The sequence below is a fragment of the Scytonema sp. NUACC21 genome, assembly GCF_054684315.1.
The window spans coordinates 144,373-159,639 of the sequence record NZ_BAAFZH010000089.1; the positions used below are offsets into that span (position 1 = coordinate 144,373).

Genomic DNA, 15,267 nt, shown 5'->3' on the forward strand with positions numbered 1-15,267 from the left:
CTTACACATTAATCTTAACTGAACTGTATTGTTCTATGTTTGAGTTAAAAATTATAAAAATTGTTCCTTGATGAGATTGCTCTTTAAAAACTTATCCATAGCTTCTAATCGCAAAAAATGTACTATTCCTAAACAGTCACCCGCAACAATTGTTAACCCATCTGGTGTAATAGCAGAGCAATTGAAACGACTATCTCCAAATAAATTACAAATTTCGTTTCCTGTGGCTAAATTCCAAATTTTTAAAGTTTTATCTAATGAAGTAGATACTACCTGTTTTCCATCTGGTGTAATTGCTACCGCAGTTACACCACCAGTATGTCCTGTCAGTGTTTGAATCTCTTTACCTGTGATTAAATTCCACACTTTTAAAGTTTTATCCCATGAAGCTGATATCACTTGTTTTCCATCTGGGGAAATAGTGAGTGCATAAACTAAAGAATTATGCCCAATTAGACTGTAAATTTCTTCTCCTGTAGCTAAATCCCATATTCTTACAGTCTTATCTTTAGAAGCAGATATGGCTACTGCTGTAACCGACTTATTATGTCCCTTAAGATTATAAATTGCTTGTCCTGTAAGTAAATTCCAAACTTTCAGGGTGTTATCTTGTGACGCGGATACTACTTGTTTCCCGTCAGGAGTAATAGCTATTGCTGTAATCGAGTTTGTATGCCCTCTAAGAGTGTAAATTTCTCTTGCTTGAACTAAGTCCCAAACTTTTAAAGTTTTATCTAATGAAGCGGATACCACGAGTTTTCCATCTGGAGTGATAGCTACTGTCCTTATGCAGTATTTATGTCCTGTAAGAGTTTTTTCTACTTCGCCTGTAGCTAAATTCCAAATTTTTAGGGTTTTATCGTCTGAGGCTGATACTGCTTGTTTTCCGTCTGGGCTAATAACTACTGCATATACTGAGTTTGTATGCCCTGTAAGAATACGTCGTAAAGCACGTTTGGGTTGTATTAAGTTGGCAACTAGGGGGCGCAGCCAAGGTGTGTCTTGGTATTTTTGAGCTAACTTCAGTAGTTTTTGAATATTAATAGAGCTACTGTGTAACATTAACCGTCCCAGTAATTGCGCTGCCAGTTGTGTTGCGTCTTCGGATAATATGTGAGCAGATAAGCGAATTGCTTCTTGGATTAACTGGAAACTAAGTTTTGTTTCCTCAGAAAACTGGATATGAAAATTGGTAGCAAAATCATAATCTTCGATAAGTGGTTCTGGTCCTACAAATCGAATTTTATTTTCAAGAAACTCAAACTCAATCAGCAAATCACACAACTCATCTGCCATCCCACTCATAGCTAAGTGATAAGGTAAATTTAATACATATTCTGCATCTTCAGGTAACAAATTATCAAACTGACTCACGACGACGATTCTTCCATTTATTTAGCTGGTCTTTGGCAATTAGTCGATGAATCCCTGGAATTGTTAGCCCAGTTTTCTCCAAAATATCTTTTCTATGGAGAAAATCTCGAAAACTAGCATGGTAGACGCTATAGCGTTTTTGTTCGTCTTTAAGCAACTCGTGCAAAAACTGTTCCCACTCATTCAACACAGTCTGCACTATGCGGGTATCTTCCCCAGAGAAGTCACAAATTTGCTGGCGGGCAACAGGTTGTTTTACTTCTCCTAAAATGTAAACAATCTTGATTTTGGCATCGGGTAACGGGTTAGCAGTCATCCCCATACGCCGCCAATGAAATTCATAGTAGCCTTGCAGACCTTGAGGGAAACTTTCCAAACTCAAGTCCTTGTATAAACCCTTTTCAAGGTCTAGTAACACATAGCGCAAGTACATAAAATTGTTCTCACTTCTCTCAACAATTTTATTAGTGAAAACAACAATAGTTTCCTGGCGCTCATGAATTTGATGACGCAGTTTCTCACTGCGGTTCACCCGATTTTGGATATATACACGTACATCACGCTGGCTATCTACTTGGTAATCCAGCAAACTCAAAAGTTCTTGAGGTGCGTAAGTTGTGAATGGTACCTCTACACCCCGTCGCCTTGTCATAATAAAGTACACTCCATCAGGCAAGTGAGGTGGGAGGTACAAAATGTTCGCATCCCTATAGCTAGCTGAGTCAACCTCATCGAGAGCATCAATAGCAATGACTGCGGGTTTACCATTCCTTTTTTGAGCAACCTCGTCCAATAACTGAGATAGAAATTCCCCATCTCGTGTGGCATTTGATGGCAAGGGGTCATAAGGGAGTTGGTAACGCTCAACCAGTTGCTTGCAAACACTTTCTAGAAATTGGTCGGCGCGGTTGGGACCCTGCAACTGGACGTTAAAATGTGCAATACAATCAGTATCCTGTACGTACTTTGCCAAAATCGCACTTTTGCCCATCCCAGGATCGCCAATAATTGTGAAATAGCCCTTGGGGTTTTCTTCGACAAAGGTTTGGATGGCATGAAACACATATTCACGTCCAACAAAGTCTTCGGTTTTGTCAGTAATTAACGATTGAAACTGACTGCGAACTGTTGGTGGCTTTTGGATGGCACGGATGAGTGCCTGCATTGCTTCATTGTTGAGTTCCAAGTAGGTGCGATCGCCTATCTGTACGCCTTGTCCTTGCCCAATGTTGATATTGTATTTGCCGAGTTGTGTTGTTGCTGGAGTATTGGTTGAAGAAAGTACCTCTCGCAAAACCGCTATATCTGCCTCAGTATGTTCGCTACTGATAATACGATTGATAATGCTGTTGATGTCATTAGGGTTTGTCATCTGTTGGAAGTTTTTGTTCTATTTTACACAATAAAATAGCTTATATACTTAAGTTTTTCTTAAGCTTCTTTGCGTTTACGATTTATCTCAAGTTTCTCAGTTCCCAAAAGATGCTGGCTACTTAGAACTTACGCACTGACAGAATGATTTATAAATCCCCCAAAGGTACCCAATGGTCTATTCCCCAAAGTGGCATCGTACCGTGCAGGCTTTGGATGTTGTCCTGGAGATGGGCACGCACTTGTTGCACTAAGTCATCAACTCGATTTGTTGTCTTTAACTGGACTTTTTTTTTAAATTTTTAAAGACTGGGGTATGTTCCTCTGGGATTCCTTGTAGTGCGATCGCATCACAGCCACCGTTATAAGCATCTTCATACGACCAACCCGCCCCTAGTTCATCATAAAAGCCAACTGCAAACTTAATCGCGGCATCATCTCCAATTTGGCTACTCATACCGATTACATAATCTACGTGTTCGGCGATCGCATTGGCTTGAACTTCCGAATAGCAAGCGTTGAGAACAACACATTCAAGCCCTCGCTCGGCAAATCGTTTGAATAAGTTGGCTAAGGCACGAGTTGAAACGAGTTGTGCAGTGCTAGCATCATCTTGTAAAATTAATCCATCTTCACCCGAACCATGCCCGCAAAAGTGAACAATCTGAGGATTAAAATCTAGTAGAGCACGACGTAGGTCATCAGGACGAACTGCCCATCGTTGCTGCAAAGTAAACTTTTCTCGCTGCTGTGCTCTTCGCAAACCCTCATCTATTTCTCGCACTTCGCTGTCTAGACGTAGGCGTGCTTGATTGGTGGGGTTGGAAGCCAGCACTAAAATTGTTTTACGCGAACTACTTTGAAGATTATCTGTTTGAGCCACGTTAGGAAACTCGTCTTTCAGGATAGAGCGAACAACTTCTCGAATATCTGCGGCGTCAGAACCTTGAATTACAAAACGAGCCACTTCTCGAATGGCTTGTGCATCAAGTCCTTGGTAGGTACGATCTCCAACATGAATATCTTGTCCCTGTCCGATGTTGACGTTATATTTCCCCACTTGCAGATTTTGAATACCACCACTATTTAACCACTGACGCAAAACTTCAACGTCGGAATCAGTTTGAGTTCCGTTGAGGATGCGTTGAATAATTTCGTTGAGGTTATTAGGGTTTGCCATTTCTCAGAACTTTTTAATTTTATTTTAGACCATAAAATGCTATGCATCCTTAAATTTATACAATAAGGTTCATGGGATTGAGTGGGGCGATCGCTCTCCCAGACTATCTAAATTCTCCAATCGCAAGAAATGTACTTGTCCTGATTCTTCACCAGCTACAATCGTTGCCCCATCAGGTGTCACAGCACAGGTCAACATTCGGCTTTCACCTGTGAAACAGGCGATGGCATCTCCTTGTTCTAAATCCCAAACTGCGAGGCTGTGATCCCAAGAAGTTGAAACAACTCTTCGACCATCTGGCATTAATACTACGGTTCTTACCCAGGCAGTATGACCCGCTAAGGTATACAATGTTTCCCCTGTTATCAAATCCCAAACCTTCACCTTAGCATCTGCCGAAGCTGAAATTGCCCGGTGTCCATCGGGAGTTACGATGACAGATCGTACATAGTTAGTGTGTCCAGTTAAGGTGTGCAATGCCTTACCAGTTTGTAAATCCCAAATCTTTAGCGTACTGTCATTTGAGGCAGAGATTGCCTGTTGTCCATCTATAGTAACTGCTACGGCTCGAACTTCGTTGGTATGTCCAGTCAGAGTATGCATTGACCTGCCTGTTTGTAAATCCCAAACTCTTAACGTATTATCGAAAGAGGCGGAAATTGCCCGCTGCCCGTCTGGGGTAGCCGCAACGTCTCGGATGGCGAAAGTATGACCTGTGAGAGTCATTAACTCCCTGCCAGTAGCTAAATCCCAAACTTTCAAGGTTTTGTCATAGGAAGCAGAAATAATCTTTGGCTGATTTGGGATAACAGCGATCGCCCGAACAATGTCCGTATGTCCAGTTAGTGCGTGCAATTCTTTACCTGTATGTATCTCCCAAACTTTCAGCGTACAGTCATCTGAACCAGAGATTACCTGCTTGCCATCTGGTGTAACGATGACTGTTGAGACATGATTTGTATGCCCTGTTAGAATATACAATTCCTTACCTGTCTGTAAATCCCAAACTTTCAATGTATCATCGTCTGAGGCAGAAATTGCTTGTTTTCCATTCGGAGTTATAGTTATGTCTCTGACCCAGTCCTGATGTCCTGCCAGAGAGCTTGTCTGAGGTTCTCTTCGTAAATCCCAGACTTTCAACGTGGCATCAAACGCTCCAGAAACTACCCGTTGTCCATCTGGAGTAGCTGTTACCGCAAAGACGGGTCCGGCGTGACCTTTCAGCGTACTTAGTTCTTTGCCTGTAGGTAAGTCCCAGACCTTCAAAATCCAATTCATAGCAGCGATTACCTTTTGTCCGTCTGGGGTAATTGCCACCGACTCAACAAAAGGAGGGATAGTCCAGCTAGAAAGCTCTATACCTGTACGGATATCCCAAAGTTTTATGGTCTTGTCGAGAGAAGCAGAGATAACATATTTCCCATCTGCTGAGATCGCAACATCTATTACCCGATCGTTATGTCCTGCAAACGTATGTAGAATCGAGTATTTCTGTAAGTCCCAAACTTTTAAGGTACAGTCATCTGATGCTGAAATTACCTGCTTCCCATCCAGAGTAACGGCTACTGCATTGATTGGTTGAGGATGTCCTTCCAGTGTGTAGAGAAGTTGCCCTGTTTGTAAATCCCATCCTTGCAGGATATGGCTCTTCCTTAATTCTCTACAAGCTGCGATCGCCTGTCGCCCATCCAAAGTGACCGCTACGGCTCTGAACGCACCTACGTTACTTGTGAGGGTATGAAGCAATTGCCCCGTTTGTAAGTCCCAAACTCTTAAAGTACCGTCAAATGAAGCAGATACAGCTTTTTCTCCATCTGGGGTTATCGCCACATCTTTGACCGTAGAGGTATGCCCTGTCAGTGTTACCCATTCTGCACCAGTTGTTAGATTCCAAACCTTCAAATCACCATCATCTGAAGCAGAAACTGCCAGTTGCCCATCTGAAGTAACTGCAATCGCACGAATCCAATCTCGATGTCCGGTTAAGGTACGAAGCAGCGGTCCCCCTGGTGGTGTCAAGCTAGCAGTCAGTGGACGAAGCCAGGGCATCTTAGCAGATGGTTTCGCTTGCTTGAGCAACTTTTGAATTCTGGCAGACTGATTGAAGAGTAGCCTTCCCAGTAGTTGTCCAGCCAGTTGTGTGTCATCCTCGTCTATAATTTCAGCCGATAACTGAATGGATTCCTGAATCAATTTCAAGCTATTCAGGTAACTGCTGTTTTGAAGCTGGTCAATCAGAGCGTAATCTTTAATCAGTGGCTGTGTTTTAGAAGCAAAAATCTTATACTCAAGAAACTCAAACTCAATCAGCAACTCACATAACTCATCTGCCATACCACTCATAGCTAAGTGATCGGGTAAATTTAATACATATTCCGCATCTTCAGGTAACAGATTATCAAACTCACTCACGGCGACGATTCCTCCACTTCTTTAACTGGTCTTTAGCAATTAGTAGATGAACCCCTGGAATTGTTACTGGGAGCTTTCAACAGTTCGCTCCAACCGGATTGTTATATCTTTTTGTAAAGATACTGCATACACCTATCGAAATCTATATCACACTTTTTTATGTCAAAAAATGACACTTATATCGTCTTTAATCCTACTTGGTCAAGCTCATCTACTTTTTGAATTTGCTCGTCTCCAAACTTTAATCGTTTGATCTCTTCCTCCACTGATTAAAGTCTCTCCATTGGGACTGATTGCAATAGATGTAATTCCTCTGTGATGTTGTTCGGGAAAAGTATATAATGCTTCTCCATCTACTGTCCATTCTATTATTGTTCCATCATTACTCCCACTGACTAAAGTTTTTCCATTGGGATGAAATACAAGACAATTAACTGCATCGGAATGTCGTCTTAGAATTTGGGGCATTTCTCCAGTGTTAGGATGCCACAGTTTGATGGTATTATCATGACTGCCACTCGCAAGTATTTCTCCATCAGGACTGAATGCCAGAGTATAGACAGCGTCTCGGTGTGCAGAAAGAGTGACTAAACATTGTTGTGTATTTATATTCCAGAGTTTGATGGTTTTATCGTAACTACAACTTGCAAGGATTGGTCTCATTTTGGGATGAAAAGTCACACCAGTCACTTTATCTAAATGTCCCGATAGTTTGGCAATTTCTTCGCCACTTTCTACATCCCATAATTTAACATCTTTGTTATCATTAGCTGCTAAGATTTTACCATCAAGACTAAAGGCGACTGAATCAAAACCAAACACATCAAAGGGATTACTAAAAAGAGTTTTCCCAAAGGTATGAAGAGCATTGGCTGTACCTATATGCCAAATCTTTATTTGATAAGCTTTACAGGCAGCAATTCGTTGACCATCCTGGCTAATTGCTAAGGAGGTAAACCAGAGGTCGGAAATATGTGGAACCGAAATTTCTTGTATTATCTCCCATGTGTTTATCTGCCAACGTTTAATAACTTGATTACCACCACTAATAAAATACTCTTGATTATGATTGGGACTAAAAGCTAACTTCAATCCATAACGCATCACAGATTGTTGGGAAAAATCAGTTAACTGTTTGGCTAATTTATCTATTATGCCAATTCCAGTAGCTTGGCTTTCAACTTGAGTATAATCATTTTCCGTTAAACTAGCTACACATTGCCAACTTACTTGTTGAATCGCTTTCACTAAAGCTTGGAGCGCTTGTTCATCCCATTGTTGATAAATGCAATCGCCTATGTGTATTCCTTGTCCTTGCTCAATGCTGACATTGTACTTGCCGAGTTGCAACGTTACTTGGAGATACTCCTTTGAAGTCGCTGTGCGATCGCTCGAAGAAAGCACCTCACGCAAAACAGTGATGTCTTCGTCAGTGTGTTCGCCACTAGCGATACGGTTAATAATGTTGTTAATATCATCGAAGTTTGCCATCTCTCGTAAGTTTTTGTTTGGTGTTAAGCTTGAAAATCTTTTAGCCGCTTATATACTCTCTTCAAACCGCATAAAATGCAATCGCCCAGATGCCTCTCCTGCAACAATTGTTACTCCATCAGGTGCAACAGCACAGCAGAACATAGCACTATCGCCAATAAAGCTGGTAACTTTCTGTCTGTTCTCTAAATCCCAAACTTTCAAGGTATTATCATAACCTGCAGAAATCGCCTTGCGTCCATCAGGTGTAACTGCGATCGCATGATAGATTTTCAAATTCGCTCATAGGAGTCAATAGAGTGCAGAGGTCAATTGGCGATCGCTTTGTGTTTCAACATAAAATCATTCTTTGGGATTGAAGGGGGTAATATCAATTCTCTAAAATTTCGCTACACATGAAATATCTCGTAAGGGCGAACGGTTGTTCGCCCCTACCCAGGATATGTGTTGTTCTCTTTTGGAGAATTGGTATAAACACTATTTTAAACTCTTAACTAATAGCCTCCAAATGTAAAAAATGAACCTGACCGCTAGCATCCCCAACTACAACAGTCACACCATCTGGTGCAACTTCACAAGCAGTCATTGGGCTTTCCCCAATAAAACGAGCAACAACTTGCCTTTTCTCCAAATCCCATACACGCAGTGTATTATCAGATAAAGAGTAGGGCAAACCACTGGTGGCAAAGGCAAAACGACCGTTTGGCGAAACATCGATAGCAGTAATGCCAGAAGCATTATCATCCAAATCATTTAAAGCCAACAATTCTTTGCCGCTAGAAGTATCCCATATTTGGAGTAAGCCAGTCTGTGAACCAGAAATCACGCTTCGACCGTCAGGCATGACAACTACTGCATTTTTGCTTTTGCCTTTTTCAAAAAGATATTGCTCAAAAGCGTCATCTGATTTTTCAAGTGATGAAGTTCTGGGATTTCGTCGGGTACGATCGCGAGGTATCATAATCCCTACAAGTTTGGCTTTTATCGACTCGTTACCAAATTCTTCTGCTGGTGAGGATAAGCGTGAATCTCGGAATTCATCGGGAAAAGCAAGCAATTCCAAACCATTTTTCAGATCCCACACTCTTAAGGTTCGATCGTCTGAAGCAGAAATAACTCGTTGACCATCTGGAGTTAGTGAGATTGCATTCACATCTCCGGTATGACCTTGGAGGATAAAACGCTCAGCTTTTTGGTTCAAATCCCAAACTCTGAGAGGTTTGTCATTGACCACTAAAACTGCATATTGCCCATTTGGAGTGACTGCCAGAGCGTTGATGTGTTCCGAAATATCTATCAGTGTTGACACCAATTCACCTGTTGCCAAATCCCAAAATTTAAGCGTACCATCCCATGAAGCAGATATAGCATGACGACTGTTAGCCATGACAGCAATATCAGTTACCCAATGGGTATGTCCTTGCAAGGTTAGCAGGGGTTGGAAATTTTCCAGATTCCATACAATTGCAGTACGATCGCGAGAAGTCGATATTGCCCGTTTACCATCAGGTGTAATAACGACTTTAGTCACCTTATCCTGATGTTTGGGCAAGGATGCTGTTTCCTCTATACCTTCCAGATTCCATATCTTAATGGTTCCATCCAAGGCAACAGATATGGCTCGTTTGCGATCGGGTGTCACCGCCACATCCATAACTCCAGCTTGATGACCTTTTAAGGTGGTCAATACTTTGCCACATTCGATATCCCATATTTTGAGGTCATCACCACTAGAAGCGGAAATTACCAACCGATTGTTTACCGCAACCACAGCTTGAATCTGGGAACTTTGACCTGTTAAGGTGCATCGCTTGGTTCGAGTCGATAAGTCCCAAACAACAAGACTATCGTTCAAACCAGCAATAGCATATCGTCCGTCTGGTGTTACCGCGACTGTGCTGACGGGAAAGGAATGTTCCCCTAATGTATACACTTCTTTCTGCTCGCTTAAATCCCAAATCTTGAGGACATAATGTTCTTTGGGCGAGTTAAAAAGACTACCACTAGCAGAGATAATCTGTTCTCCTCCCGGCATTACAGCAATCCCATTAAAAGAGCCAATATTTGCACTTAGAGTGCCCACTACAATTCCCTGTTTTAGATCCCAGATTTTCAACGTTTTATCTGTTGAAGCTGAAATCAAATAACCATTTGGGGTTGTAGCCACAGCCAAGACTGCACTCTTATGTCCTGTTAGCGTCAGCCACTCCTGTTTGCTTTTCAAGCACCAAACCTTAATCATGACATCGCGCAACGCAATCACAAGATATTGCCCATCAGGCGTGATGGTTAAATCTGTTACATCATCACCGTATGCTGGGAATGTAAATAGTTCCTCGCCGTTCGCTACAGACCAAGCTTTTATTTCGGTCTTACTAGCTGAGACGAAATATTCTCCGTCTGGTGCGACAGTAACCGCATCAAGCAGACCTCGGTGTTCTGTTATGGTTTGCAGTAACAGACCATCAGGACGAGGAAGGCTACCTGTCAGTGGGCGCAGCCAGAGTTCCGATTTGTGATGCTGGGTCTGTGCTAAAAGGTTTTGTAATTTTTCGTCGTCCGTTTTGTGACCCAGCAAACGTCCCAGCAGTTGCTCTGGTACTTGCGAAGGATAGACAGCTAGGATATGAGCAGCAAGTTGAATTGCTGATTTAATCGATGACAAGCTCGCTATATTCTTTAGTTTTGGACGTTGTAGGGCAAGATTGTAATCTTCAATAAGTGGCTGTGGTGCTAGAGTCAAAATCTTATATTCAATAAACTCAAACTCAGTCAGTAATTCACATAAATCATCTGCCATATCAGCTTCTGCCAAGTGATAAGGCAAATTTAATACATATTCTCCATCCTCAGGCGATAAGCGCTCGAACTGACTCACGGCGATGATTCTTCCACTTATTTAACTGGTCTTTGGCTATTAGTAGATGAATCCCTGGAATTATGAGCCCAGTTTTCCAAAATATCTTTTCTATAAAGAAAATCTCGGAAACTAGCTTGATAGACGCAATAGCATCTTTGATTGTCTTTGAGCAACTCGTGCAAAAAATGATTTGTAATAATAGTAGCTAAAGTTAATGGTAAGCGATCTGCCGCTATGCTGTAGCGAAGCTATCGCTGTTTAGATAAAATTACCGATGAAATGCCACTGCTTTAAGACGCACGACAAGTTTAACTAGCTGGAGCAGGATAATAAATGACTGACCCTTCGGAGTTACTTACAATACTTGAGCGCATTCTCAACGGCTGTCGAGATGAGGGGGATATTGCCATATTGCGTCAATCCCTCAAAGCAAGCAGTAGTCAAAATATTGTGCAGTTGGGGAAGTACAACGTTAATATTGGCGAGGGGAAGGATATTCATATCGGCGATAAGATTTATAAAGGAACGGATGCGGACACAATTCGTACTATTTTGCTGGAGGTACCTTCTCAAAGCACCCGACAAATAGAAATCGATTGGCACAGTATTAGTCAAACCATGCTGAACGAGCAGCTGGGACTTACGTCAAACCCACTAACATTTGGTGAAGGAATTACATATCGAACAGAGCAGGTGTATGTACCCTTGGGACTGGTAGAACGTAAAAAGCAACCTCGGCGAAGGGAGGATGTTTTACCGGAGCAAGGTTCAGAGCTTTACCAAGAAACAGAAATTACCCAAACTTTTGAGCATGACCAGTTTTTAGAGCAGGTACTCAGGCACAGGCAAAGCCCCAGAAGCCAGGGAAGACGCATTGCAATTATTGGCGAACCGGGGGCGGGGAAAACGACGCTGTTGCAGCAAATTGCTCAATGGGTGTCTCGTAAGATGGCGCAGTCGGTTGTGATTTGGGTGTCTCTAGCTGATTTGCGCTCAAAGGAACTAGAATCATATTTGTTGGATATCTGGTTGCAAGCAGTAGCCCGGAAAGTGGGACAAGCAGAAGCATCTACCCAGGTTAAAGATAATTTTGTTGCTCAATTTAACCAGGGGTTGGTGTGGCTGTTGCTAGATGGGGTTGATAAAATGCAGGTGACGCAGGGGAACCCATTAGGAGAGATTGAGCGGCAAATTCGCACGGGAACTTTGCTACAACAGGCACGGATTGTGCTTTCCTGTCGGTTAAATCTTTGGGACGGTGGTAGCAATGCCCTGGATTCCTTCGATAATTATCGCACCTTGGAGTTTTCCTATCCCCAGCTGGTGGAGCAGTTTATTAGAAATTGGTTTGGTTCTCTACCTTCAGCAGAAATGCAGACAGGACAACGATTGTGTGCGGCATTGAGGGAATCGGGTAAAGAACGAATTCGAGATTTGGTAAAGAATCCACTACGGCTAACGTTGCTGTGTTTCAACTGGTATTTGGGTGAGGGGAAGTTACCAGAAACGAAAGCAGGGCTGTACGAGCAGTTTGTGGCGGATTTTTATGAGTGGAAGAAGAAGCAGTTTGCAACGACAGGGGAACAACGTAAGCGGTTGAATGCAGCTTTGGGAGAACTGGCGCGGGAGGCAATTGATAAGGAAGCAACGCGGTTTCGGCTGCGGCAGGAATTTGTGTGTAAGTATTTGGGTGAGCCGGATGATACCGATTCGTTGTTTGGATTAGCGTTGCGGTTGGGATGGTTGAATAAGGTAGGGGTGGAGGCGGAGAATCCCAGAAAAGGGGTGTATACGTTTTTCCATCCCACTTTTCAGGAGTATTTTGCTGCATTGGGGATTGATGATTGGCATTATTTTTTGAACCATATTCCAGAGAATCCAAGTCATCCGAAAGCAAGTTATCGGATTTTTGAGGCGCAGTGGAAGGAAGTTTTTTTGTTGTGGCTGGGAAGGGAGCTTGATAGCGATTCTCAGAAAGAAGAATTCCTCAATGCTCTCGTAGATTTTAAGGACAATTGTGGAATTGCAAATCTTTATGGATGTCGTGCGGAGCTATTGGCTGCTGTTGGGCTTTCAGAGTTTTACAATTTTAGCCGTGCGGAAGAATTAGTGACTCGTGTATTTGATCGAGGTATTAGAGAAATAGAAATATTCAATAATCCCATTGCTGCTGCGTCTAGGAAGACTCTTCAGGAAATGAAAACATCAGTATTAGCGGATATGCTCACTATTCTACTGCATTCTGAAGATATTGATATTCAGCATGAGGCAGCAAAGCTAGCAGGTGAATTAGGAGTACATAGTCCTAAATTAGTTGAAGTTTTGAGCAACTTAGCATTAACTACAGAGTTTAAGGATACCCAGTGCAATGCATTTTGCAGTTTACTTAGGATCAATCCAAACAGCTTTGAAGCAATAGAGGGTTTAATCCAAATTCTGAACAACAAAAATATGGATATGACAGCATTGTCTGCTGCTCAAATGCTTGGAAATGCTAAAGTTGAGCGCGAACTTGATCGAGAAAAAGTCATAAAAGCACTCGATAGATTCATTGAAGAGCAATTTTTCAATGAGAAGCAGGCTATATTTTTTCAAGAACAAGATAATGCTTATGCTGCGTCGTGTAGTTTGCTCAAGCATGACCCAGAGAATGCAAGAGCTCGGTTCGTTTTACAGGTACTAGCAAAAATGCACTGGGAGCCTATAATTCGTTCTCAGATAGCTCAATTTCTCAGTAATTATGAAGTTAGTGATTCAAGAGATGAGCCATTAGAGGTAAAAAATTTTCAGATGTACTTTCAAGAAGACCTCAACACTAGGTTATCTCAGCTTGGTTTAACTTTAGATTTAGGAGTTCTAAAAATCATCGAAGCTCTAATAGACATAATGATCAAAGATAGCAATCAAAACAATCGAAAAAAAGCTGCTTGGTGTCTAGAACTACTTATGCATGACTACTTGTCTGCTATTTCAATAGATTCATATCCACAAATAGTGATTTGGTTAAAGAGTTGTATTCACAATTCTCCAGATAGGAATTCTCTAACAAGAACGCTTATTAGCGTAGGCTCACAAGATCCAATAGTGTGCTGTTATAAGGGCTTATGGAGTATATCTCAGAAACTACATTTTCCAAGCTTTTATAAAGCCTGGAATTCTGGAGATAGACATAAAAATGATGTTTAGCTATGCCTATTAAGATTATTGAATTACAGCCCACTCAAAATAATTCCATCTCTAGCTCGCATATAAAGCACGGGCGTGGCAAAGTCATATCGATCCAGTCCGACTTCCATAGAAATAGCGTTGCGGGTTGTCTGGATAGCAGCATCTACAGGATAGCCCAGAGCAAGGGTGCGGTAAAATTCGTCTGCAAAAATTTTAGCGGTGGTATCGTAGATGGAGTATTGCATGGCGACTACTGCTGGTATTCCCCGCCGCACTAAGTTCGGTGCTGTACCTGTAAAAGCTTGTTGCGATGATAAGGTCGCATTTTCACAGGAATTGAGTACAGCTAACCCCAAACTCCGGTTGCCTAAAAAGAAATTGGCAAAACCCTCTTCATCTAGCAATTGAGCTTTGCGATCGCTATCTACTAGAGCAATGGAGGCTTTGTTGTTCTCAAAAATACCATGACCGATAAAGTGGAAAACATTGTAGGGCTTTTCACGCAGCTTTTGGTTGATGTTCCGGATAGTTGCTTCTCTCACTACATCTAACTCAATCTGCCCTGATTCTATGTGTTTTGCTAGTGCATCACGGATGATCTGTTCTTCCCCAGCATCATCTAATGGAGCTAAGTCAGTAGGGCTAGAGATGACGAGCAGGACTTTGAGCGGTAAGCTGGCTGACTTAATCTCGCGCTTTTTCAACGGAACATCAATATAACGCGAGAGCACGGTAGTGGTGTCATTTGCTAGAAAGGTATTAGTCTCCTCATAATAGAGAAACTCCCAGGGTAGGGCAGCGAGTTCCGGAGATTCAAACACCAAGCGCAAGCGCACGTTGTAGTCATGGGCTTGTGCGCCTGCCATTGTCGCTCGCAGTTGATCGTGAATCTTATCAGGGAAAAGTGCCTGGTAGAACTCTCTGCCTAGTGCTTTAAGCAAGTCAGCATTTGTCTGTTTCTGCTCAATCAGTTTTAATGCCAGCTCAATTTTGTTCATTTCTAACCGCAACTCACCTGATTGCTCACCTTGTTCTGAGGAAACGCGAATCTTGCGGTCTGCTGTCACTAAAATTTGAAAATCCTGATAGTTCGTATGTAAATTAACATTATCAATTAGCCTGCGGACATCAACCATTTCATAGCTCTTCTCGCACTCAATTTGATACCGACTAGCTTTCAAGCGCTTTTTCAAGTTGTCTAGAGGGTAGGAATGAGGTTCTTGACTTCCTTCACATTCAGAGCAGTTGCAAGGAACAAGAGTGACATACTGCAAACGTTCAAAAGACTGATGGATTTTTTCGAGTTCGTGAGTGACAACAGCCAGCAATTCTTTCTTGCGGTCTCCTGTAACACGAATTTTTATTTCTTTTTGATTGTAGTGTTCGATGACTTCGGCACGGGTTTGGTCTT

9 protein-coding genes are annotated in these 15,267 nt (G+C 42.1%); 1 reads left to right on the top strand and 8 read right to left on the bottom strand.

Annotated elements, in window-relative coordinates; translation table 11 throughout:
- Nucleotides 1-51: 51 nt before the first annotated feature.
- The 7 genes from ACYRY3_RS23675 to ACYRY3_RS23705 all read right to left on the bottom strand — a co-directional run bounded on the left by ACYRY3_RS23675 (nucleotide 52) and on the right by ACYRY3_RS23705 (nucleotide 10,706).
- Nucleotides 52-1,374, bottom strand: coding sequence for a hypothetical protein (locus ACYRY3_RS23675; RefSeq protein ID WP_460204080.1), 1,323 nt, complete (start codon nucleotides 1,372-1,374; stop codon nucleotides 52-54).
- Complete coding sequence (locus ACYRY3_RS23680; RefSeq protein WP_460204081.1) at nucleotides 1,361-2,746, bottom strand: AAA family ATPase; 1,386 nt, start codon at nucleotides 2,744-2,746, stop codon at nucleotides 1,361-1,363. The genes ACYRY3_RS23675 and ACYRY3_RS23680 overlap by 14 nt, the downstream gene beginning before the upstream one ends.
- Before the next feature lie 276 nt (nucleotides 2,747-3,022).
- Nucleotides 3,023-3,925 carry a CHAT domain-containing protein gene (locus tag ACYRY3_RS23685; RefSeq protein ID WP_460204082.1) on the bottom strand — a complete coding sequence of 301 codons (903 nt, stop codon included), beginning with the start codon at nucleotides 3,923-3,925 and terminating at the stop codon, nucleotides 3,023-3,025.
- 69 nt (nucleotides 3,926-3,994) lie between these two features.
- A complete protein-coding gene (locus ACYRY3_RS23690) occupies nucleotides 3,995-6,337 on the bottom strand; it encodes a hypothetical protein (protein ID WP_460204083.1) in 2,343 nt (780 codons plus the stop codon).
- Between the two features lie 207 nt (nucleotides 6,338-6,544).
- Nucleotides 6,545-7,828 (bottom strand): WD40 domain-containing protein, encoded by a 1,284-nt coding sequence (locus tag ACYRY3_RS23695; RefSeq protein WP_460204084.1) that lies wholly within the window; start codon nucleotides 7,826-7,828, stop codon nucleotides 6,545-6,547.
- Nucleotides 7,829-7,876: 48 nt separating this feature from the next.
- Nucleotides 7,877-8,104 (bottom strand): WD40 repeat domain-containing protein, encoded by a 228-nt coding sequence (locus ACYRY3_RS23700; protein ID WP_460204085.1) that lies wholly within the window; start codon nucleotides 8,102-8,104, stop codon nucleotides 7,877-7,879.
- 214 nt (nucleotides 8,105-8,318) lie between these two features.
- Nucleotides 8,319-10,706 (bottom strand): hypothetical protein, encoded by a 2,388-nt coding sequence (locus ACYRY3_RS23705; protein WP_460204086.1) that lies wholly within the window; start codon nucleotides 10,704-10,706, stop codon nucleotides 8,319-8,321.
- A gap of 315 nt (nucleotides 10,707-11,021) precedes the next feature.
- Between ACYRY3_RS23705 and ACYRY3_RS23710 the strand changes: the two genes are divergently transcribed.
- On the top strand, nucleotides 11,022-13,874 hold the full coding sequence (locus ACYRY3_RS23710; RefSeq protein WP_460204087.1) for an NACHT domain-containing protein: 2,853 nt from the start codon (nucleotides 11,022-11,024) through the stop codon (nucleotides 13,872-13,874).
- A gap of 23 nt (nucleotides 13,875-13,897) precedes the next feature.
- Here ACYRY3_RS23710 and ACYRY3_RS23715 read toward each other — a convergent pair.
- On the bottom strand, nucleotides 13,898-15,267 hold a 1,370-nt coding region (locus ACYRY3_RS23715; RefSeq protein WP_460204088.1), incomplete at its 5' end, for a CHAT domain-containing protein.

Bases quoted from the DNA above. Each gene is read 5' to 3' on its own strand.
- ACYRY3_RS23680 (WP_460204081.1), bottom strand. From the start codon at position 2,746: ATGACAAACCCTAATGACATCAACAGCATTATCAATCGTATTATCAGT.
- ACYRY3_RS23685 (WP_460204082.1), bottom strand. From the start codon at position 3,925: ATGGCAAACCCTAATAACCTCAACGAAATTATTCAACGCATCCTCAAC.
- ACYRY3_RS23695 (WP_460204084.1), bottom strand. From the start codon at position 7,828: ATGGCAAACTTCGATGATATTAACAACATTATTAACCGTATCGCTAGT.
- ACYRY3_RS23710 (WP_460204087.1), top strand. From the start codon at position 11,022: ATGACTGACCCTTCGGAGTTACTTACAATACTTGAGCGCATTCTCAAC.